General features: G+C 48.3%; 18 protein-coding genes and 1 tRNA gene. 18 read left to right on the plus strand and 1 reads right to left on the minus strand.

Annotated features, from left to right (window positions below; genetic code table 11):
- Positions 1 to 2 precede the first annotated feature (2 nt).
- The 18 genes from ABO04_RS00255 (at position 3) to cphA (ABO04_RS00340) (ending at position 19800) form a co-directional block, all read left to right on the plus strand.
- Complete coding sequence (locus ABO04_RS00255; RefSeq protein WP_160808622.1) at positions 3 to 980, plus strand: ABC transporter permease; 978 nt, start codon at positions 3 to 5, stop codon at positions 978 to 980.
- A gap of 140 nt (positions 981 to 1120) precedes the next feature.
- Positions 1121 to 2773, plus strand: a complete 1653-nt coding sequence (locus ABO04_RS00260) for a diguanylate cyclase (protein WP_160808623.1) — start codon at positions 1121 to 1123, stop codon at positions 2771 to 2773.
- A gap of 224 nt (positions 2774 to 2997) precedes the next feature.
- Positions 2998 to 3942 carry a DnaJ C-terminal domain-containing protein gene (locus ABO04_RS00265; RefSeq protein ID WP_160808624.1) on the plus strand — a complete coding sequence of 315 codons (945 nt, stop codon included), beginning with the start codon at positions 2998 to 3000 and terminating at the stop codon, positions 3940 to 3942.
- A gap of 14 nt (positions 3943 to 3956) precedes the next feature.
- Positions 3957 to 4253 carry a chaperone modulator CbpM gene (locus ABO04_RS00270; protein ID WP_160808625.1) on the plus strand — a complete coding sequence of 99 codons (297 nt, stop codon included), beginning with the start codon at positions 3957 to 3959 and terminating at the stop codon, positions 4251 to 4253.
- Positions 4254 to 4316: 63 nt separating this feature from the next.
- Positions 4317 to 5189, plus strand: a complete 873-nt coding sequence (locus tag ABO04_RS00275) for a DUF2914 domain-containing protein (protein WP_160808626.1) — start codon at positions 4317 to 4319, stop codon at positions 5187 to 5189.
- Between the two features lie 15 nt (positions 5190 to 5204).
- The gene (locus tag ABO04_RS00280; RefSeq protein ID WP_160808627.1) at positions 5205 to 5744 is read left to right on the plus strand and encodes an NUDIX hydrolase; all 540 of its coding nucleotides are present in this window, start codon (positions 5205 to 5207) and stop codon (positions 5742 to 5744) included.
- Positions 5745 to 5801: 57 nt separating this feature from the next.
- Positions 5802 to 5878, plus strand: a tRNA-Met gene (locus ABO04_RS00285).
- Between the two features lie 938 nt (positions 5879 to 6816).
- Positions 6817 to 7632, plus strand: coding sequence for a PEP-CTERM sorting domain-containing protein (locus ABO04_RS00290; RefSeq protein WP_160808628.1), 816 nt, complete (start codon positions 6817 to 6819; stop codon positions 7630 to 7632).
- A 227-nt stretch (positions 7633 to 7859) separates the two neighbouring features.
- Entirely contained in the window at positions 7860 to 8201 is a 342-nt protein-coding gene (locus ABO04_RS00295; RefSeq protein WP_160808629.1) for a BolA/IbaG family iron-sulfur metabolism protein, read from the plus strand.
- 51 nt (positions 8202 to 8252) lie between these two features.
- Complete coding sequence (locus ABO04_RS00300; protein WP_160808630.1) at positions 8253 to 8876, plus strand: LemA family protein; 624 nt, start codon at positions 8253 to 8255, stop codon at positions 8874 to 8876.
- Positions 8877 to 8895: 19 nt separating this feature from the next.
- Entirely contained in the window at positions 8896 to 9777 is an 882-nt protein-coding gene (locus ABO04_RS00305; protein WP_160808631.1) for a YgcG family protein, read from the plus strand.
- 147 nt (positions 9778 to 9924) lie between these two features.
- Positions 9925 to 10425 (plus strand): TPM domain-containing protein, encoded by a 501-nt coding sequence (locus tag ABO04_RS00310; protein ID WP_160808632.1) that lies wholly within the window; start codon positions 9925 to 9927, stop codon positions 10423 to 10425.
- 213 nt (positions 10426 to 10638) lie between these two features.
- Positions 10639 to 11214, plus strand: a complete 576-nt coding sequence (locus ABO04_RS00315; RefSeq protein WP_160808905.1) for an RNA polymerase sigma factor — start codon at positions 10639 to 10641, stop codon at positions 11212 to 11214.
- The gene (locus ABO04_RS00320; protein ID WP_160808633.1) at positions 11211 to 11909 is read left to right on the plus strand and encodes a DUF3619 family protein; all 699 of its coding nucleotides are present in this window, start codon (positions 11211 to 11213) and stop codon (positions 11907 to 11909) included. Before ABO04_RS00315 ends, ABO04_RS00320 begins: the two co-directional genes overlap by 4 nt.
- A 132-nt stretch (positions 11910 to 12041) precedes the next feature.
- Positions 12042 to 14354, plus strand: coding sequence for an ABC transporter ATP-binding protein (locus ABO04_RS00325; RefSeq protein ID WP_160808634.1), 2313 nt, complete (start codon positions 12042 to 12044; stop codon positions 14352 to 14354).
- A complete protein-coding gene (locus ABO04_RS00330; protein WP_160808635.1) occupies positions 14351 to 14818 on the plus strand; it encodes a DUF1854 domain-containing protein in 468 nt (155 codons plus the stop codon). The genes ABO04_RS00325 and ABO04_RS00330 overlap by 4 nt, the downstream gene beginning before the upstream one ends.
- Positions 14819 to 14906: 88 nt before the next feature.
- Entirely contained in the window at positions 14907 to 17207 is a 2301-nt protein-coding gene (gene cphA, locus ABO04_RS00335; protein ID WP_160808636.1) for a cyanophycin synthetase, read from the plus strand.
- A gap of 16 nt (positions 17208 to 17223) precedes the next feature.
- Entirely contained in the window at positions 17224 to 19800 is a 2577-nt protein-coding gene (gene cphA / locus ABO04_RS00340) for a cyanophycin synthetase (protein ID WP_160808637.1), read from the plus strand.
- A 106-nt stretch (positions 19801 to 19906) separates the two neighbouring features.
- Here the strand turns inward: cphA (ABO04_RS00340) and ABO04_RS00345 are convergent, their stop codons facing one another.
- Positions 19907 to 20851, minus strand: a complete 945-nt coding sequence (locus ABO04_RS00345) for a multicopper oxidase domain-containing protein (protein WP_160808638.1) — start codon at positions 20849 to 20851, stop codon at positions 19907 to 19909.
- Between the last annotated feature and the right edge of the window lie 41 nt (positions 20852 to 20892).

The following is a 20892-nucleotide window of genomic DNA, read 5'->3' on the forward strand; positions in this document are numbered from 1 at the left end:
TTATGCTAAATTACATTATTCGACGGTTGTTTTATGCGATTCCGATTCTTGTCGGTGTCAATCTCATCACATTTTCACTCTTTTTCGTGGTTAACACGCCTGATGATATGGCACGCATGCATCTGGGAACAAAACACGTTACAGAGGAAGCCGTATGGAAATGGAAGCAGGAACATGGTTACAACAAACCCCTGCTCTACAACGAAACAGCTCACGGAATCAAACAACTCACCGATACAATTTTTTTTGAAAAGTCCGTTTCGATGTTTGTTTTCGATTTTGGTCGCGCCGACGATGGACGCGATATCACACATGAAATCCAGTCACGCATGTGGCCCAGTCTGGCAATTGCGCTACCTGTATTTCTATTGGGTTTGCTGTTCTACATTACCTTTGCCCTGATAATGGTTTTTTTCCGAGCCACCTACGTCGATTTCTGGGGGGTTATCCTGTGCGTTATGCTCATGTCCATCTCCAGCCTGTTTTATATCATTGCCGGGCAGTTCCTGATCGGGAAGCTATGGCATCTGGTACCGATATCCGGATTTGGCAACGGGTTGGATGCCATTCGTTTTCTTCTGTTACCGATTATTGTGGGCGTCATCAGCAGCGCCGGTGCCAATACACGCTGGTATCGCACCCTTTTCCTGGAAGAAATCAACAGGGAATATGTACGCACCGCCCGGGCCAAAGGATTATCGGAAAATATTGTACTGTTCAGGCATGTTCTCAAGAATGCAATGATACCTATACTGACTGGAGCGGTTGTCGTCATTCCCCTGTTATTTCTTGGAGGATTAATTACTGAATCATTCTTTGGTATTCCAGGACTGGGTAGTTACACCATTGATGCCATTCAATCACAGGATTTTGCAGTAGTACGCGCAATGGTGTTTCTAGGGTCATTGCTGTATATCGCAGGATTAGTACTAACGGATATTTCCTATACTCTGGCAGATCCGAGAGTACGATTGGAATAATCATTTTTCCTGTAGTTTTACCGCTTTTCTTTTCTGGAAAAAGGACAATATCTATTTAATTGACGCGATACACCGGATATATCAGGCATGTACATCCAAGTTACATGGTTTTTATCACTTTATTTATGGTTTAGCGCATCTTGAGACCGGTTCTGTACAGTATAAAAGGCAAGATTGTAATTTTTGCCGTGATTGCCACCTTGCTGCCCACAACCGGTCTCGGCTTATTGTCGTTCAAGCAGAACGAAATGCTGATCAGCGACAGCATTACTCGTGAATTACGCACACTCACCGACAATATCAACCGTCAGCTGAATCAATGGGTAGAAGAGAATACACTTACCATCCGCGCATTATCGACATCCAGCCCTGTTATTGAAGGATTAACCACTTTAAAACAGTTTTCGAACGACAAGAATAGCGATGCCATAAAGCAAACGCAATTCGTTATGGCCAGTTATTTGCGCTCGGTACAGGTGAAGCTGGACGAAATACTTGAATTAACTGTTTTCGACGATCACCGGAAAATTGTGGCAAGTAGTGCCAGTACGCCTGAAGTACGTGAATCCCCTGAACAATGGACTCATACTTCCCTTACCTCGGGAACCATCGCAATCCTTCCTGCCTGGAATGAACGTTATGCTACGGCAACCGTCAGTTTCGTTTACCCGGTACTGTCGTATGACAGCCGATTAATCGGCGCCATCGCTGCCACCTTGGATTTAGGAGCCTTCAAAAACAAACTGACTGAAATCAAAAAATTTTCGTCAAGTGAAATCGTCATACTGAACCAGAATGGTAAAGTACTGCTGGGCAGCGCTCCTGGTGTTGATCATCAGGCAGCACTCAGTCCACATCAATGGGAATTAATCCAGATGTTTGAAGAATCCATATCCTATGATGGATTGTCTTACCCTAAAGCAATCGGCCTGGCCTACGCATCAGAAAGCATCCCGGTAACAATTCTGGTAGAGCAGGATCACAGTGCTATACAAGCTGCATGGATAAAACTACGTAATCGTTTTCTTGAGTTTGTCGGCATGTTTATCATTATCGTAACCAGCGTAGCTTTGTATATGGGGCGTTCTATCGTTATACCACTGAAGCAGCTGATCAATGCAGTCAAGGGAATTGTGGAAGGCAATCTGGATATTCATCTGCCCGCCAAGCGGAAAGACGAGGTGGGTCAGTTGACCAACATGTTCAATCAAATGACCGACGCATTACGCAACAAACATGCGGAAATCATAGCGGCCAATCAGGCCATGCAACGACAAAACCAGCTACTGCAGAAACTTTCGATAACAGATGGTCTGACAGGTCTGTATAACCGTACGAGGCTCGATACCATCCTGTCAGAACAGTTAGCCAGATTCAAACGTCATGATCGCCCCTTCTGCCTGTTAATGATAGACATTGATTATTTCAAAACCATAAATGATAAACTTGGCCATATCGTGGGAGATAGAATTTTGGTCGCAGTAGCTTCCGTTTTACTGAAGTCAATCAGAACGATAGACTATGCCGCACGTTTTGGAGGCGATGAATTCATGGTTATCCTGACTGAAACCAACTCCGGTGCAGCGATCAAAACAGCGGAACGGATCCGGACCGCAGCCAGTGCTGCCTGTCTTTCATTCAAAGAACACCCGATTCAGATTACGCTGAGCATTGGTATTGCCCAGAGCCGTCACGACGATACAACACCGAATGATCTGATTGCACGCGCAGATGCAGCACTGTATGAAGCCAAGGAATCGGGACGTGACCGGGTATGCTGTATCGACACATAAACGCTCTGGCTGACTTAACCCAAATGATCCATCAGGGTGCAAAAAATGATGAAACACGTTGCGAGACAGCTTTACTAGGAGGGAAGGTCCATAACCGGACCTATGGACATCGGGCAAGCAGCCAAAATAGCCGCAAATAGATCATCACTGCCCGCGCAAACAGCAGGTGCCGTCTAACAAATTATTCGGGTCCAATATAACCACTTTGCCCAGACACATTAAAAATGGAATACAAGGATTACTATCAGATCATGGGCATCCAGCGTGATGCAACGCAAGATGCTATCAAACGCACATATCGCAAACTGGCGCGCAAGTACCACCCTGATGTCAGCAAGGAACCGGAAGCCGAAGCACGCTTCAAAGAAATCGGGGAAGCATATGAAGTGCTGAAGGATCCTGAAAAGCGAGCTGCTTACGACCGCCTGGGCACACGCTGGAAAAGCGGACAGGAATTTCAGCCCCCGCCGGAATGGAACCAGGGGTTTGAGTTTCATGGAGGCGAATTCGCACAATCAGCCGCCTCGCAGTTCAGCAGTTTTTTTGAGGCGTTGTTTGGGAGAAACCAGCACAACCACCAGCGTGGCCATCAGGGGTTTAACCTGCAAGGAGAAGATTCCCATGCAAAAATTTCAATAGATCTTGAAGATTCTTTCCATGGCGGCGTTCGCAGCCTGACTCTGCAACATATGGAACCTGGCCCTGATGGGCGACCACATGTCCGGGAACGTACATTGAATGTTCGTATCCCCAAAGGGATACAACAGGGACAGCATATCCGGCTGGCTGGCCAGGGAAGTCCCGGAGCAGGTCACGGCAAAGCGGGAGATCTATACCTTGAAATCATATTCAAGTCTCATCCGTACTTTAGTGTGGAAGGCAAAGATATTTTGCTGGAATTGCCTGTTGCTCCCTGGGAAGCCGCGCTGGGCACTACCATCCCGATTCCAACTCCCGCTGGCAAGGTTGATCTTAAAATCCCGATTAACTCTCGCCCAGGACAAAAGTTGCGTCTGAAAGGCCGAGGCATTCCAGCTTCATCACCAGGTGATTTGTATGTAGTCTTGCAGATTGTTTTACCCCCTGCTGATAATGAACAAGCTCGAGCGCTTTATCGCGAGATGGAGCAGAAACTTGCATTCAATCCACGCGCCGGATTCAATATCTGATATACCTGATGCATATGGAACATGACATACTAAATGGCACTATTCTTGAGGAAAATAAGGAAATTTCGCTGCCAGAGCTTTGCCAGGTCTGTAAGGTCGATGCTGAGTGGGTGATAGCACTGGTGCATGAAGGCATTCTTGAGCCCATTGGGACTGGGCCGGAGTACTGGTTTTTCAGCAGAATTGCACTGCGGCGGGCGTTGATTGTTAACCGCTTGCAACATGACCTGGACATCAATCTGGCAGGTGCTGCACTGGTGGTGGAGTTACTGGAAGAGCGAGATACTCTGCTTGCCAGGATAAATTTGTAATAATTTATAGAGCAGAATTATATTAACGGTATTGAAAATGATCCCATACAATACCCGACCACTATGTCCAACGATAATACCCAGTTAAAAATTCGTATCCGGCTGGATCAGCCAGTTAATTACCCTGCTATTGAACAGGATTCATCAGAACTGGCGGAAGAATCTCTGCTACCAACCACCCCTCCTGTTTATATATATAACTGGTCCAGGATCATTGGAGTGTCACTGCTACTCCTACTTGTATTAGCAGCAATTTTCTGGCTTGTTTCAGAGAGTATGTCCAGCAGCGATGAAGCAGTTGAGATAAATCCGGCTGAAACATCCTTATCGACAACGCTTCCGGCCAGCTCTGATATCCTCTCTGCTGTACCAGCACAACCTGCGCCAGCCACCGAATTTTTGCCGGATCAACCCGCTGGCAGCAATCCGGAATCTGATGAATTTTCCGGTGCACATACCAAATCCGGGTACATTGAGAACATACCCAATGCAACAACGTCTGATTCAATTTCTTCAACCGTACCGGCTCCACCCATCAGACCTGAGTTCAAACCGGAATCCCCTGCTTCTCAGCTCCCTCAAAACGAGATGCAAGACATCAAGCATCCTGCTGGTCTGGTCAATGCACAGCTGACTTCAAATATCCGACAGAGAGCCCCGCTTGATAACATCGGCAGAATTTCTCTCGCAGGGAAACCAAGTAGGCCAATCTTTCTTTTTCTACACTTCAACAAATTCAAAGGTGGCAAAGTATTTGTCAATTGGTATTACCGTGACAAACGCGTTGCCAGGGTGATGCTTCCAATTGGCGACAGCGATTGGCGTACTTATTCCAGCAAGGTACTTAATCAGAACAGATTGGGCTCGTGGCGCGCTACAGCCACGGATCAATCAGATAAACTGCTTGCTGAATTCAAATTCAAAGTAACACGTTAATCATATTTTTCAGACATGAAATTCTGTAGCGAATGTGGCAGTAAAGTTATTTTACGTATCCCGGAAGGAGATACGCTGCCACGATATATCTGCCCAGACTGCCATGCTATTCATTATCAAAATCCGAAGGTAATTGTCGGCTGTATTCCGGAATGGGAAAACAAGATTCTATTATGCAAGCGTGCAATTGCGCCTCATCGAGGTAAATGGACCTTGCCCGCAGGATTCATGGAAAACAATGAAACCCTGATTCAGGGTGCAACACGGGAAACACTTGAAGAAGCCAATGCTCGAGTGGAAATTCAAGAACTCTATGCAATCTACAGCCTGCCGCATATCAGCCAGGTTTATCTTTTATTTCGAGCAAAATTACTGGATATTGATTTTTCTCCAGGAATTGAAAGCCTGGAAGTCAGGCTTTTTGAAGAACAGCAAATTCCCTGGAATGATATTGCTTTTCGTGTGATTCATGACCCGCTAAAACGTTACCTAAAAGAACGTCATCATGGACTGCTTGAGCCACACATGGGCATAATCGACAAGCATCAGGATTGATCCCGTAAAATTATTGTTTGACTAAAATCAGCCTTGCTTTATAATATTAGGTTCAGTCGCGGGGTGGAGCAGTCTGGCAGCTCGTCGGGCTCATAACCCGAAGGTCGTAGGTTCAAATCCTGCCCCCGCAACCAAACGTATCTACCAATCGGTAGTACATCACAAGCCAAACATCCAGCTAAGGTTCGCTGCAATTGATTCTTTTCTATCGTTTCGTTGTGGTTAAGAATCTGCCAGGCTGCTCCATCTGTCAGAACGTCATCTTTAGAAATGCAGATAAAATGTACTCATTCGCAGGACGTGTCGATTATTTGCGAAATTTCAGTCACCTGAATACTTATCGCACAACCGCTTGCTGCGTGGGAGCTGTTTATACTCAAGGCATTCGGTAACGGCTAACGAAAGAAATCCCTGCTACTTGGGAGTGGCACAGGGATTGAAAGGCCTTTTGCTCGCAGGAGGGAACTAAGGCTGTGAGAGAACCAATCACGCAACCATACTAACCTTCAAATATTTCTAGCATATGACATCGACAGAAATTTACTATGGGTTTGCAGCAGGAGGCCTCGGCCCGCCAGACATTTTATAAGCAAGAGACTCAACTCTGTTCATCGGACTGTCCAACATAAATGAACGATGATCGTGTTGTGACGCAAATAAGCAATAAAGGTAGCACTCTTTCATAGCGCCAGGCATGCAACTCCACTTTCTTGCCGAATTTTGCCTGAACTGACTGTTACATTCCACCCGCAAAACACAGTGTGCAGCCATACAGGACTTTATCAGAGGGCCCCTAGTGTTTTTCGGAGTTTCCTGCACCGTTGATAGCCGAAGATTTCTGTACAAATCAAAGGCTGTCAGGAAAGTTTACAAGCAGAAAATTATTTCTGCCGAACCATTTCCACAAATCAATAAATTCCATTTTATATCAATAACATATACTATTAATGCAGCCTTGGCATGCAATGTGCTTCCTATCAATCATGATTGTTCAAGATCAATGCTTACTCCAGCTGTTGGTATTGACACGATGTATTAAAAATAAAAACTTTTGATTGAAAGGAGATTTACCATGCAAAAAGCATTTATTGCAGCAGCCTTATTTGCCGCAATCGGAACAGTTCATGCTGACCCGGTTACACTGACCCTCACGTCTACACTCGGAAATGGAACTACAGGAACCCTTCCCCATAATTCATCCTGGTCAGGAAACCCATGGAATCAGGGAAAACCCATTCAGGGAAACGTATACGCAGGAGAATTCAAGTTTAAAACAGATGAAGGACTGGATTTTTATGCGTTTTGTGCCGATATTTTTCATGCCCTAAAATCTGGAACAACATACCAAATGGATGCTCTGACAGCGGGAAGTGTTGCTGGTATTAGTTCTTGGGAAATTGCCCGGATTGGTTATCTGTTTGATAACTATGGCGGCCACCTCAACGATTCGGCAAATGGAAAAGAATTAACGGCATTCCAGCTCACATTGTGGGAAATTCTGTTTGAAAATAATGGTAGCCAGCACACAAACCCGCTTGCGAAAGGGAATTTCAAAGTAACAGGATTTGGTGATGCAGATGATCTGGCAAATACCTGGATAAAAAATATCTATGAAAATGCTGAAAATGGAACAGAAAGTGAGTTGTATGATTTGTTTTTCCTGACATCGAGTTCTACTTGCATTAGCAAATATACAAGTGGTACTAAAAAGGGACAATGTCAAAAATGGTTACAAGATTCACAAAACCTGATTTCCTGGGCAAGCAAACCAGAAAATCCACAAGATCCGGCAGAAATTCCAAATGAAGTCCCCGAACCAATGCCACTGCTTCTTCTGATCGCCGGTTTACTGGCACTGGGATTCACCAGAAAGCTGCGCTGCTGTTGAAGAACTTCTGAAGACTGTCTGCGTTACCATTTCTGTGACAAAATTTGGTTCAAAACGCTTATTTATGATGCATAATCCCTGCTTCTTCACCAACTTTTTTGCCTCGAACTGATGGTATATTAATTGATACTATTCACAGTGTTGATTGAACCTGTTTTCCATGAAGAAATCTCAACGGAAGCACATCAGTTTGAGTCAAGGAATCATGACGGGAGACCACTATCATCATGGCAGGTATAAAAGAACAAATTGAAAACAGCCTGCAGTTGCTGCAGCCGCAGTTTCTGGAAGTGGTCAACGAAAGTAATCATCATGCTGTACCCGCTGGATCTGAATCTCATTTCAAGGTAACGATCGTTGCGGAAGTATTCAACAGCAAACCACTGGTAGCTCGCCATCGTCTGGTCAACACCACGTTGACACCAGAAATTATCAACTCGATTCACGCGCTGGCACTGCATACACTGACACCCGCAGAGTGGCAGGCGCGCAGCGAAACAGCACGCAAATCCCCGCCTTGTCGCGGCGGTTCGAACACAGAAGAACGGGTTGGAGCACGGAAGGAATAACCTCCTGTTTCACCCAGCCCGGTTTTTCCAGAAAAATCCAGGAAAATAGTCATGCATACACTCTTACGATTAAATTTTTCGACACTTGCGATGCTGTTAATCAGTACTGCGTTATTGAGTGGCTGCGGCTACAATACATTGCAGACCACCGATGAGCAGGTTCAATCGAACTGGTCGGAAGTACTCAACCAGTATCAGCGACGGGCGGATCTGATTCCGAATCTGGTCAGTACGGTAAAAGGCTTTGCTGCCCAGGAAAAGGAAGTGCTGCTGGGTGTAACACAGGCCCGCTCAAAAGCGGGTAGTATTCAGGCAACTCCGGAATTGCTTAATGATCCGGCAGCTTTTGCTCGGTTTCAGAGTGCACAGGACACACTGACCGGCGCATTGACACGATTGCTGGCAGTAGCGGAAAACTATCCGGAACTGAAATCCAATAACAATTTCCGCGATTTGCAGGCACAGCTGGAAGGAACAGAGAACCGCATTGCTGTTGCCCGTAATCGCTATATCAAAGCAGTGCAGGAATACAACGTAACAGTGCGCTCGTTTCCGAGCAACCTGACCGCGAAGTTATTCGGATTCCAGACCAAGCCCAATTTCACAGTAGAAAATGAACAGGCAATTTCCACTCCGCCTGTTGTAGATTTCAGCGCACCGGCAGCCACTCAATAGATTGGCCAGATAAGCAGAGATGTTGATTTTATTTACAAGAATCAAACGATACAGCAGTTTACTGTTTATTGCTCTGCTGTGTACTGTTGCTACCGGGGTACAGGCCGATATTGCCATTCCTCCGCTTAAATCACACGTTACTGATCTGTCCGGAACGCTCTCGCAAGCAGAAATCACACAGCTGGAACAACAGCTGGCTGGTTTCGAGACCCAGAAAGGCAGTCAGATCGCTATATTAGTCGTTCCGACCACACACCCCGAAACCATCGAGCAATATTCGATACGGGTAGCTGAAACGTGGAAGCTTGGCCGTAAAGATATCGATGACGGCGTATTGCTGCTGGTTGCAAAAAACGACAGAACCCTGCGTATCGAAACGGGTTACGGACTTGAAGGTGTGCTGCCGGATATTCTTGCCCGACGTATTATTGACCAGGGAATCATTCCTGAATTCAGGCAAGGCAATTTTTTTGGCGGATTGCAGACAGGCGTCAATCAGATTATCAGCGTAATTAAAGGTGAACCTCTGCCCACCCCCACACAACATGGGCAATCGGCTGGAGCAGGATTTATTCTGGAAAATATCATTCCTGTTTTATTTGTCATACTGATGTTGGGCAGAGTGCTGCAAACCACATTCGGAAAAATGGCAGGCGCAGCGATCACCGGTGGTATCGCAGGTTTGCTGATCTGGCTGATTTCTTCCTCACTGCCGATCGCCGCCCTGATTGCCATTGTGGCATTTGTCATCGGCCTGTTTGAACAAACGGGAAGAATTATCCACCAGGGCGGATACAGGAATGGATACCGGAACTGGCCGAGAGGAGGGGGGCTAGGTGGCGGTGGATTCCGGGGTGGAGGAGGTGGTTTTGGCGGTGGCGGCGCCTCGGGAAGATGGTAATGAGAATTTGTTCAAAATTTCAATTAAGGGATGCAGTGCAAGACAAGATTGAACAAGAAAGCGGAGCGTACTCGAAGTATGTGAGCATTTTAAGTTCAATTTCAATGCGCCCTTCAGTGAGATATTGAACAGATTTTGAGGAAAAATATGGATTCTATGCGTATCCTCCGGCATCTCATCACGGGCCAGTCAGCGCTAAAGCGTGCATTTCCACCTACCACGCTGACAGTAATCGAACAGGCTATTGCGCACTCTGAAACCCTGCATGGCGGTGAAATTGTCTTCGCGATGGAAGCCTCACTCGATCTGCCCCTGCTGCTGCAGAAGCAGATTGCTCGTGAACGGGCCATCGACGTATTTTCCCTGCTACGGGTATGGGATACCGAATACAATAATGGTGTGCTGATTTATCTGTTGATGGCAGATCATGATGTGGAAATCGTAGCGGATCGGGGCATTCATGCCAAAGTCGACCAAACCGTCTGGGAAACGGCATGTACTACCATGAAAACTGCCTTTGGACACGGGCAATTCGAGCAAGGTGTGCTTGCCGGAATCGATCTGTCAACCCGGGTTTTACAGCAGTTTTTCCCGACCAGCACCCATCAAAGGAAAAGTGAGCTCCCCGACAGACCAGTAGTACTGTAATCAATCCAAACAACCAGATTATATAACCCCGCAAAACTGAAACAATACGAACCGATCTCGATATGGCTGTTTCATCGCTGGTAAAGCTATAATATCACTTGTCTTTGCTGCTCCTGCCCGCACTCAAGTCTGTATAAAAACGAAAAACCGCCAGATGGCAGCATCGCTGAAAACGATTCACAAGCATATTAAAAAACTCCAAGGCAGGTCACTCTGGCTACTCGGCAAGAACTTTCTGATTTTCTAAGCGAAGTTGAGCTGCGTGCATACAAGCAGGCATTATTCGCCGTACAGGATGAACACATTGCACTGGACATTGTGCAGGATTCAATGATGAAGCTGACGGAAAAATATGCACATAAATCGCTTGCCGAACTCCCTCTGCTGTTTCAACGCATTCTGCAAAATACTATTCGTGATTTTTACCGGCGGCAGAAATCACGTTCACTCTGGGTAACCCTGTTTTCAGCATTCACACCTGCCTTGGGCGAAAAAAACACTGAATATTCCGATCTCCCCGAATCACTACTGGTAGTGCAGGATTTTAGCTATAAGAACAATCCTGGTATTGCAGCGGAACAATCCGAGCTCATCGAGTTGATCAGCAAGGCGCTGGAAACTTTGCCGCCACGTCAACGGGAAGCCTTCCTGCTGCGTTACTGGGAAGAGATGGATGTATCCGAAACCGCCAAAGTCATGGATTGCTCGGAGGGCAGCGTAAAGACACATTGTTCTCGTGCCACACACACACTTGCTGCTCTGTTGGAAAGTAAAGGAGTCAAACAATGAATGAAGAGGAAAAAACAGGAAGAATCATAGCAAATCTGTTGGATCACAGTCTGAATGACGCGACTCCGGGTACCCGCTATCGATTGCAGGCAGCACGCAGGGCTGCTCTGGAACGTTACCAGTCAACAGAAGTACTGCATGCAGGCACCGGCATTTCAACCCAGAGCGGCTATCACTGGTTTTCCGCACATGCTGGTAGATTGCTGCTGACAGCCAGCCTGCTGCTTTTCCTTGCGATCCACAGCTATTGGCAAGTGAATAACGGGATCGATGATAATATTATGCTCGCTCCGCTAATCCTGATCGAGGATCCTCATGCCGGATCACAGGAAATTAAAAATGCTGATAATGATTATGAAGCAGCTGATGAAGCTGATGAAACTGCTGAAAATACTGTTTCCGGTGAGGATGCTGATCATGGCAATTACGGTGGAGAAACCAATACAGCTGACACCTCAGAAACCGAGGCCGATACCGGCGATACGGCAGATTTCGATGAAATTACCCGCCCCTTTAACCCTGCCGAGATTCAAGATACTGAAAATACAACCGTCCCAATCAACGCGGCTCAGGATTCAGTAACTGAAGACAACACGGATATTACCCGCGATTATTTGCAAGATGCTAAAGAAAACATTACCGATTCCCATGATGCAGAAAATACCTGGGATTCAACTACCACAATTGATGAATGATGCATTTCTCCAGTAATCTGCAGAATAAATAACTGAAGAAAATGGCCGGATTCAATCCGGCCATTTTCTTCAGGTGGATGTACTGTTCCAGCAGCCGCTCTTTCCGTATTACGCCCAACTTTTTTGTGATCAATGCAATCCAATACCGGTGATCTACCTCATACAACCTTTCCTGATTTTCCATCACGCTGGCAAACACAGATTAATTCCACACTCAGCGAGCATGAACAGATTCATGCCTGGCTGGAAATCGATCTCGACAACCGATTGAATTTTTCATCGGGGCTGGTAGTGATTACCGCACACCGCGTTCTCGCCAGAATGGCAAACGATGAAAATTGGCAGGAATGGCTTTGTCGGGAGGATATGAAACTGACTTGTCAGGATCACGCCGGCGTTTACAGTATCGAATTGTCCGATACCCACGCACGGCTTGCTTGCTGGCATTGCACACTGGGCAGGCATCAGGCGGTGGATCAACTGATTTCCTGTTTTTCCCGACTGATTGCCACGCATACCGTTCGGCCGAATACTGCTGCGGCAGAATCAGCCGGAAGCAAAGCCCCAGATGATACATCGGCTTCAATGGATAATGGCGAACGTTCCTCAGCTAGCGATCAGGAAGCAATCACTGCCCCTCCCTCCAGCTGGACGCTGTTCCGCCTCTGGCGTTTTGCCAGACCATACAGATGGCAGTTGTTTACCGGTTTCATGCTGATGTTGGGCAGCACTGCAGCTGCACTAGTACCACCCTACCTGACCATGCCATTGATGGACAATGTGCTGATTCCGTATCAAAACGGTCACCCGATTGATGTCGATCAAGTGACGCTTTATCTATCTGGCCTGCTGGCAGCGGCAATAGTAGCCTGGATACTGGGCTGGGCACGCACCTATACGCTGGCCAAAGTATCAGAGCGCATTGGTGCGGATTTGCGAACCACAACCTACGAACATCTGCTCAAACTGTCACAAGCCTATTTCGGCGGCAAACGTACCGGCGACCTGATGGCGCGTATCGGCGCGGAAACCGATCGGATCAATCTGTTTCTTTCGCTCAATCTGCTCGATTTTGCCACTGATGTGCTCATGATCACCCTGACTGTCGTCATCCTGGTATCGATTGATCCATGGCTGGCGCTCGTCACTCTGCTCCCTTTGCCGATCATCGGCTGGCTGATTCATCTGGTTCGTGACCGGTTGCGTGTCGGTTTTGAAAAAACCAATCGGGTCTGGGCCGAAGTCAACAACGTCCTGGCAGATACCTTACCTGGCATTCGCGTGGTCAAGGCATTTGCGCAGGAAAAAAGGGAGATCGAGCGTTTTCGTACAGTCAATCGGCGCAATGTGGAAATCAATGATCGTGTCAATAAAGTCTGGGCGCTGTTTACGCCTACGGTAACACTACTAACAGAATGCGGTCTGCTGGTCGTCTGGATTTTTGGTATCTGGCAGGTATCGCAGGATCACATCACCGTGGGCGTGCTCACTGCTTTCCTGGCCTACATCAGCCGCTTCTATCTGCGGCTGGATTCAATGAGCCGAATTGTCTCGGCCACACAAAAGGCAGCAGCCGGCACCAAACGGATTTTCGATATTCTCGATCACGTTTCCAGTGTTCCTGAACCGGTAAAACCTGTTTATCTGCCAGCGATGAAAGGTCATATCGAATTGCATAACGTCAGTTTTCGTTATGGAACTCGCTGGGTGATCCAAAACCTTGATTTCACGATTGAATCTGGTGAGATGATCGGACTGGTCGGGCACAGCGGCTCAGGCAAAAGCACGCTCATCAACCTGATTTGCCGCTTTTATGATGTCACCGATGGTTCCATTCTGATCGATGGTGTCGATGTCCGTACGCTTCCCATCGCAGAATATCGAAAACATATCGGGCTGGTACTGCAGGAACCTTTTCTTTTTTTCGGCACCATTGCCGAGAATATCGCCTATGGCAACCCTGCTGCTTCCCGCAAGGAAATCATCGCAGCAGCACGTGCGGCCCATGCTCATGAATTCATTCTGCGTCTGCCTTATGGTTATGATTCCCTGGTGGGAGAACGCGGTCAGGCATTGTCTGGCGGTGAAAGGCAACGGATTTCCATCGCCCGGGCACTACTGATCGATCCGCGTATCCTGATACTGGATGAAGCCACGTCGTCAGTCGATACCCAAACCGAGCAGGAAATCCAGAGCGCGCTCGATAACCTCGTCTCCGGCCGGACAACCATTGCAATCGCTCATCGTCTGTCAACCTTGCAGGAAGCAAGCCGGCTGGTTGTACTGGATCACGGCAGAATCGTGGAAACGGGAAGCCACGAAGAGCTGATGGCTCGCCAGGGACACTATTATCAGTTGTATCAATCCCAGTCGCGTAGTAGCAATGATGAAAACCGATCTGATACAGCCGAGAAAACCATGGATATCCGGAGCAACCGTGTATGAACCTATTTGATTGCAAACTAAGCCGGAACGTCTTTGGCAAACTGACCATCATGACACAAAATCAGATTCCCGAAGAGGTGGTGCCTGTGCGCGCATTCCCGATCACCGCTGCCGGTGAAGGTATTGCACTGGTCGACAACCAGGGTCATGAAGTCGTCTGGATAGACAATTTGGCTGAATTACCCGCAACAGAACGTATTCTGATTGAACAGGAGCTTGTCAGCCGCGAATTCATGCCCGAAATAAAGTGTATTGACAGCGTTTCTAGTTTCGCCACACCCAGCACCTGGCAGGTACAGACGGATCGGGGAGAAACCTGTTTTATTCTCAAAGGTGAGGAAGATATCCGTCGACTGTCACCCACTACCCTGCTGATTACTGACAGTTGCGGTATCCATTTTCTGATTCGTGACCGGTCAGCACTGGATCGCCATAGCAATAAATTGCTGGATCGTTTTCTTTAAACCGTTTTTTTAATATCTGCGTTTTTGCTGTAAACCGATTTGGCATATCCTGCGTTAATTGGAGAGTGTACATTCAGATCATCCCTTCATGTCAACGCATACTGCAATTCATACCGAACCCGCTGTTCACAGTAGCAAAGATCTCAAATTTCTTGAAATACGTCATCTGAACGGTCCCAATATGTGGACATATCACCCGGTTCTGGAAGCCATCGTCGATATTGGCGAGCTTGAGAACTACCCCTCGGATACAATTCCCGGTTTTTATGAACATCTGTCATCGTGGCTACCCTCACTGATTGAGCATCGCTGCAGTTATGGCGAACATGGTGGCTTTTTGCGCCGGGTGCAGGAAGGAACCTGGCCCTGCCATATTCTTGAACATGTCACACTTGAATTGCAGAATCTTGCCGGAATGCGAGGTGGATTTGGCCGAGCACGTGAAACCTCGACTCCCGGGATATATAAGGTGGTCGTCAGCGCGTGGCATCAGGGAATAACGCTCAAGGCACTGCATTTGGCGCGGGAACTGGTACTGGCCGCAATGGGATTCGATCGGATACAAGCCGCCTACGATGTGCAGGATGCTCTCGGACAGTTGCGTGACATGATCGATTCGCACTGGATCGGCCCTTCAACCGCCTGCATCGTCGATGCTGCTGCCACGCATAACATCCCGGCGATCCGTCTACTGGACAAAGGCAATCTCATTCAACTGGGGCAAGGATCATGCAGCCGCTATATCTGGACAGCGGAAACGGATCGGACCACCGCCATTGCTGAAAGCATTTCGCGTGACAAGACATTGACCAAATCACTGTTACGCGCCTGCGGCGTGCCCGTCCCGGAAGGGCGTATCGCGACCGATCCAACCGATGCCTGGCTGGCCGCCGAAGCCATCGGTTTTCCTGTCGTGCTCAAACCCGGCGACGGCAATCATGGACGTGGCGTTTTTATCGAGCTGAACACTCGCGAGGAAATCGAATCCGCTTTCCCGGCTGCGCTGCGGGAAGGCAGCGATGTATTGATTGAGCGCTATATTCCTGGAATCGAACATCGCCTGCTTATCGTTGGTGGGCAACTTGTAGCCGCTGCACGGGGAGATTCGGTTTTCGTGACAGGAGATGGTATTTCCAGCATCGCACAACTGATAGAAGAACAGATCAATTCCGATCCACGCCGGGGCAGCACTGAAAATCATCCCCTCAATCTCATCAAGCTGGGCGATACAGTCAAAGTGGAACTTGCACATCAGGGTTTCACCTGTGATTCCATTCCCCCCGCTGATTTAGCAGTACGGATACAGCGCAACGGTAATCACGCAATCGATGTTACCGACGACGTCCATCCAACCACGGCTGCCCTGGCTGCCCTGGCAGCACGAATCGTCGGCTTGGACATTGCCGGAATTGATCTGGTGGCGGGGGATATCTCACGACCGCTTGCCGAGCAGGGCGGCGCTATTGTTGAGGTCAATGCCGGCCCCGGGCTGTTGATGCATATCAAACCTGCCATCGGCAAACCGCGACCGGTGGGCGAGGCGATTATCAATCACCTGTTTCCTGATCAGGATCAGGGTCGCATCCCCATCGTTGGCATTGCTGGTAGTCACGGCAAAACCATGATTGCTCGTTTTGTTGCCCATTTATTCATGCTTTCAGGCAAACGCACCGGATTAGCATGCAGCAGTGGGCTTTACCTTGATCATAAAAAGATCGATCACAATGACTGTGCCAATTACAGTTCGGCGCGTCGTATCCTGATGAATCGCACCGTTGAAGCTGCTGTATTCGAAAACGGGTTCAACACCATGCTTAAAGAAGGTTTGGCGTATGACAGTTGTCAGGTCGGAATCGTTACCCGAATCGAACCCGCATTACATCTTGATCATCAGTGGATTGAAACGTCTGAACAGGTTTTCAAGGTACTGAGAACCCAGGTTGATGTGGTTTCTCCGACCGGGGGCAAAAAAGACGATATTTTGCCGGGAGTTGCACTCTCAACCGGTGTCGCCATTCTGAATGCCGAGGATCCCATGCTGGTTCAGATGGCGGATTTATGTCAGGGCGAAGTCATTTATATCAGTTGTGATCCTGCCCTGCCTGTAATCAGCATCCATCGGCGGGAAGGCACCGGCCCCACCCACGGCAAGCGGGCTGTTACCGTGTGTAACCAGGAAATCCTGTTAATGGATGGCTTTGCTGAAACACTGCTTGTCCGGCTGGATGAATTGCAGGCAGAAACCGGCAATTATGCCGTGGAAACGGTACATCTTCTGGCAGGCATTGGCGCGGGCTGGGCACTGGGCATGTCATCCGATCTCATCAGAACCGGCCTGACCGTATTCCTGCAGGATCAAGCAAGCCATCCACTCTCGAAGGTTAGATAATTTAAGGAAAGTATCCATGAAGGTATTACAGGTTCGTGCACTGCGGGGCCCCAATGTCTGGAGTAAACATACCGCCATCGAAGTCACGCTGGATCTGGGGCAAAATGAATACACGCCTGCCCGTATTGCCACCCTGGAAGCACATTTGCATCACTGCTTTCCGGATATCACACAACTACAGCCGATTGATTGGCAGGAAACAACACCAGCCACTATTCTGCTCTTTATCGCACTGCGACTGCAGAAACAGGCTGGCTGCCCGGTGAGCTTCGGACGTGTAGCCAAAATGGCAGAGCCAAACACTTGTCGTATCGTCGTGGAATATACCGAGGAAGCTGTTGGAAGACTGGCATTTGAAGAGGCGCTTGCGTTATATCAGGCAGCACTGGAGGCTATTCCGTTCAATGTAACCGAAATAATAACCCGTTTGCATGCGTTGTATGAGGATGTTCGCCTTGGACCCAGCACAAACGCTATTGTGCAGGCTGCTGTCAGACGCAACATTCCTTATCGTCGTCTGACTGATGGCAGTCTGGTTCAATTTGGCTGGGGAAGCCGGCAGAGACGTATTCTAGCATCCGAAAGTGATCAAACCAGTGTAGTGGCAGAATCCGTTGTGCAAGACAAGGATCTTACCAAGATACTGTTACACGCAGCTGGCATTCCCGTTCCGGCCGGACGACCAGTTGCCAATGCTAACGATACCTGGGCAGCGGCCTGCGAAATCGGTGCACCTGTCGTTGTCAAGCCGCAGGATGGGAACCATGGTAGAGGCGTTACGGCTAATCTCACTGACCGTGACCAGATAAAAGCGGCCTATCATGTTGCAGCAGAGGAAAGTAGCAATGTACTGGTCGAGCGTTATATCAGCGGATGTGATTACCGGTTACTGGTCGTGGGCGACAAGCTGGTTGCAGCCGCGAGACGCGATCCACCTCAGGTAATGGGAGATGGTATTCACAGCATTGCCTGGCTGGTGAACCAGATCAATAGCAACCCGTTGCGCAGCGAAGGGCATGCAAACCTGCTGACCAAAATTCATCTGGATGAAATTTCTCTGATGCATCTTGCATCGCAGGGATTGAACGCTATGTCCATCCCCCAGGAGGGCAGACAAGTCATATTGCGTAACAATGCTAATCTATCCACCGGAGGCACCGCAACGGATGTCACGGATGCAGTTCACCCTGCTATTGCTGATTGCGCAGTGATGGCTGCCCAAATGGCTGGTATTGATATTTGTGGTATCGATGTCATATGCAACAACATCTCGCATCCGCTGGAAGAACAAGGGGGGGCAATCATTGAAATTAACGCCGCTCCAGGTTTGCGCATGCATCTGCAACCTTCATACGGCAAACCACGCGCAGTGGGAGAAGCAATCATCAATCATTTGTTTGCACCGGACGAGGATGCTCGTATTCCGGTTATTGCAGTAACCGGCACTAATGGAAAAACCACTACGGTGCGTTTGATTGCCAATATGCTGGAAAACAGTCGGTTACGAGTAGGTATTGCCTGTACCGATGGTGTATTTGTGAATGGCCAGTGTGTGGATACCGGCGATTGCAGCGGCCCTCAGAGTGCCAGGAATATTCTGTTCCACCCCGATGTGGATGCTGCAGTACTGGAAACCGCACGCGGCGGTATTCTGCGCGAAGGGTTGGGTTTTGATTACTGCAATGTAGCCGTTGTCACGAATATTGGCCGGGGAGATCATCTTGGTCTGGCCAATATCAATACAGCCGAGGAATTGGCTGCTGTCAAACGCACCATCGTGGAGAACGTCAATCCGGAGAAAGGTGTTGCCGTGTTGAACGCGGATGATCCTCTGGTTCTGGACATGGCAAACCATTGCCCGGGTAGCGTCACATTTTTTTCCTGCAATTGCCGCCACCCGGTGATTCTGGAACAGCGTATCCAAGGCAAACGTGTGATCTATCTGGAAAAACAACAGATTGTTGTGGCTGAAGCCGGAACCGAACGACGGATACCGCTCGATAAAATCCGGTTGACGAAGAATGGCATGATCAGCTTCCAGATCGAAAATGTTATGGCAGCCATCGGCGCAGGATTGGCATCCGGTCTGGACTGGATAACTATTTGTGCCGGATTGAGCGATTTTGTCAGTGATACGCAGACTGTTCCAGGCAGATTCAATCTGTTCAATTACCGTGAAGCCACGCTGATTGCAGATTACGGGCACAACCCGGATGCGATGGAAGCGCTGGTATGTGCGATTGACCATATCCCGGCCAAGAAACGTACCGTTGTCATCAGTGCAGCAGGTGATCGCCGGAATGAAGACATTCGGCTACAAACCCGGATTCTGGGGGATGTGTTCGATGAGGTTGTTCTGTTTCAGGATCAATGCCAGCGCGGACGTGCCGATGGCGAAGTACTTGGGTTGCTGCGAGAAGGTCTGGAGAATGCGAAACGTGTACGCAAGGTCAGTGAAATTCATGGTGAATTCAAAGCAATCGATATTGCATTGACCAACCTGGAAGCCGGAGAACTTTGCCTTATTCTGATCGATCAGGTGGAACAGGCGCTGGGATACATTCACTCCCGCATTGCCACTGCCACGGTCTGACAAAAAAAGAACCATCTGAATTCTACATCCTTCAGGTGGTTCCTTCGTTACTGCTCATCACAACTGCTGCAATACGAAACTAGAGAAGCATTTCGTTGTGAGTGGCTTACCTAATCAGGATATTGTCACCCTTGCCAGCTTCCGGATCAGCATCGTCGCTGAACATGATGACAGCAATTGCACCGGACAGCGCATGATGCATAGCGTGATCAACGATTGCGTTAGCACCTTCAACCGGCGAAATCAGGTCTAAAGTTGCCGCATCACCGGGTCCAATCGTATAGGATTGCAGAGCATGCTGAACATTCTTGGGATTCCCGCTGGCGTAGACATTTTCCCAGATCCCGGCGATAGGATGCAGTGAGGAAAACTCGTTGGGACCAGCGTTGACGAAGTAAATACGTACCCGCTCACCCGGTTTAGCCTGCAACCAACGCGTAGCTTCAGCATCATGCACCGGGCTGTACTTGAAAATACCACCATTGAAAACAACATTAGCCCACTTGTTTTTCATCATGGCTGTTTTATCGTCCGGATTTTCATAGTGCTCGGCCTGGATCAGCACATATTCACGATCCGCCTTGGGTAAAGCATTTTCATCCTTCGGATCGACGATAATGACGCCGTACATTCCACGGGCGATATGCTGAATCATCGGATCTGAGCCGCAGTGATAGAAATACACACCAGGATTGTCCGCAGTAAAAGTGAATTTTTTTGTTTCGCCTGGTTTGACAGAATCAAAGTCCCCTACGACGTCCACTCTGGCAGCATGAAAATCCATGCTGTGTGAGTTTTTGTTACCTTCCTCATTGACCAGAGAGAATTCGATTGTGTCACCTTCAGTAATGCGCACAACCGGGCCCGGCACAACACCGCCAAACGTCCAGGCATGATAGGTACTGCCCTTGTTATCGTAAGGCACGTCTTTTTCTACGGCATGAATCGTTACCGGTACCGTTTTGGCTACAGCTGCTGCATGGAATCCTGACAGAGCAACACTGGCAGCCAACGCGACAAAACTTGCATTAAACAGTTGCTTATATTTCATTTTATTCTATTTCCTCTACTTTATTTACAGATCCAATTTGG

Source organism: Nitrosomonas sp. HPC101 (assembly GCF_009833125.1).
Classification (GTDB): domain Bacteria; phylum Pseudomonadota; class Gammaproteobacteria; order Burkholderiales; family Nitrosomonadaceae; genus Nitrosomonas.

Coding starts and splice junctions, on each gene's coding strand:
- ABO04_RS00255 (WP_160808622.1), top strand. CDS start 3: ATGCTAAATTACATTATTCGACGGTTGTTTTATGCGATTCCGATTCTT.
- ABO04_RS00265 (WP_160808624.1), top strand. CDS start 2,998: ATGGAATACAAGGATTACTATCAGATCATGGGCATCCAGCGTGATGCA.
- ABO04_RS00270 (WP_160808625.1), top strand. CDS start 3,957: ATGGAACATGACATACTAAATGGCACTATTCTTGAGGAAAATAAGGAA.
- ABO04_RS00290 (WP_160808628.1), top strand. CDS start 6,817: ATGCAAAAAGCATTTATTGCAGCAGCCTTATTTGCCGCAATCGGAACA.
- ABO04_RS00310 (WP_160808632.1), top strand. CDS start 9,925: ATGGATTCTATGCGTATCCTCCGGCATCTCATCACGGGCCAGTCAGCG.
- ABO04_RS00280 (WP_160808627.1), top strand. CDS start 5,205: ATGAAATTCTGTAGCGAATGTGGCAGTAAAGTTATTTTACGTATCCCG.
- cphA (WP_160808637.1), top strand. CDS start 17,224: ATGAAGGTATTACAGGTTCGTGCACTGCGGGGCCCCAATGTCTGGAGT.
- ABO04_RS00325 (WP_160808634.1), top strand. CDS start 12,042: ATGCAATCCAATACCGGTGATCTACCTCATACAACCTTTCCTGATTTT.
- cphA (WP_160808636.1), top strand. CDS start 14,907: ATGTCAACGCATACTGCAATTCATACCGAACCCGCTGTTCACAGTAGC.
- ABO04_RS00275 (WP_160808626.1), top strand. CDS start 4,317: ATGTCCAACGATAATACCCAGTTAAAAATTCGTATCCGGCTGGATCAG.
- ABO04_RS00305 (WP_160808631.1), top strand. CDS start 8,896: ATGTTGATTTTATTTACAAGAATCAAACGATACAGCAGTTTACTGTTT.
- ABO04_RS00300 (WP_160808630.1), top strand. CDS start 8,253: ATGCATACACTCTTACGATTAAATTTTTCGACACTTGCGATGCTGTTA.
- ABO04_RS00295 (WP_160808629.1), top strand. CDS start 7,860: ATGGCAGGTATAAAAGAACAAATTGAAAACAGCCTGCAGTTGCTGCAG.
- ABO04_RS00345 (WP_160808638.1), bottom strand. CDS start 20,851: ATGAAATATAAGCAACTGTTTAATGCAAGTTTTGTCGCGTTGGCTGCC.
- ABO04_RS00330 (WP_160808635.1), top strand. CDS start 14,351: ATGAACCTATTTGATTGCAAACTAAGCCGGAACGTCTTTGGCAAACTG.
- ABO04_RS00320 (WP_160808633.1), top strand. CDS start 11,211: ATGAATGAAGAGGAAAAAACAGGAAGAATCATAGCAAATCTGTTGGAT.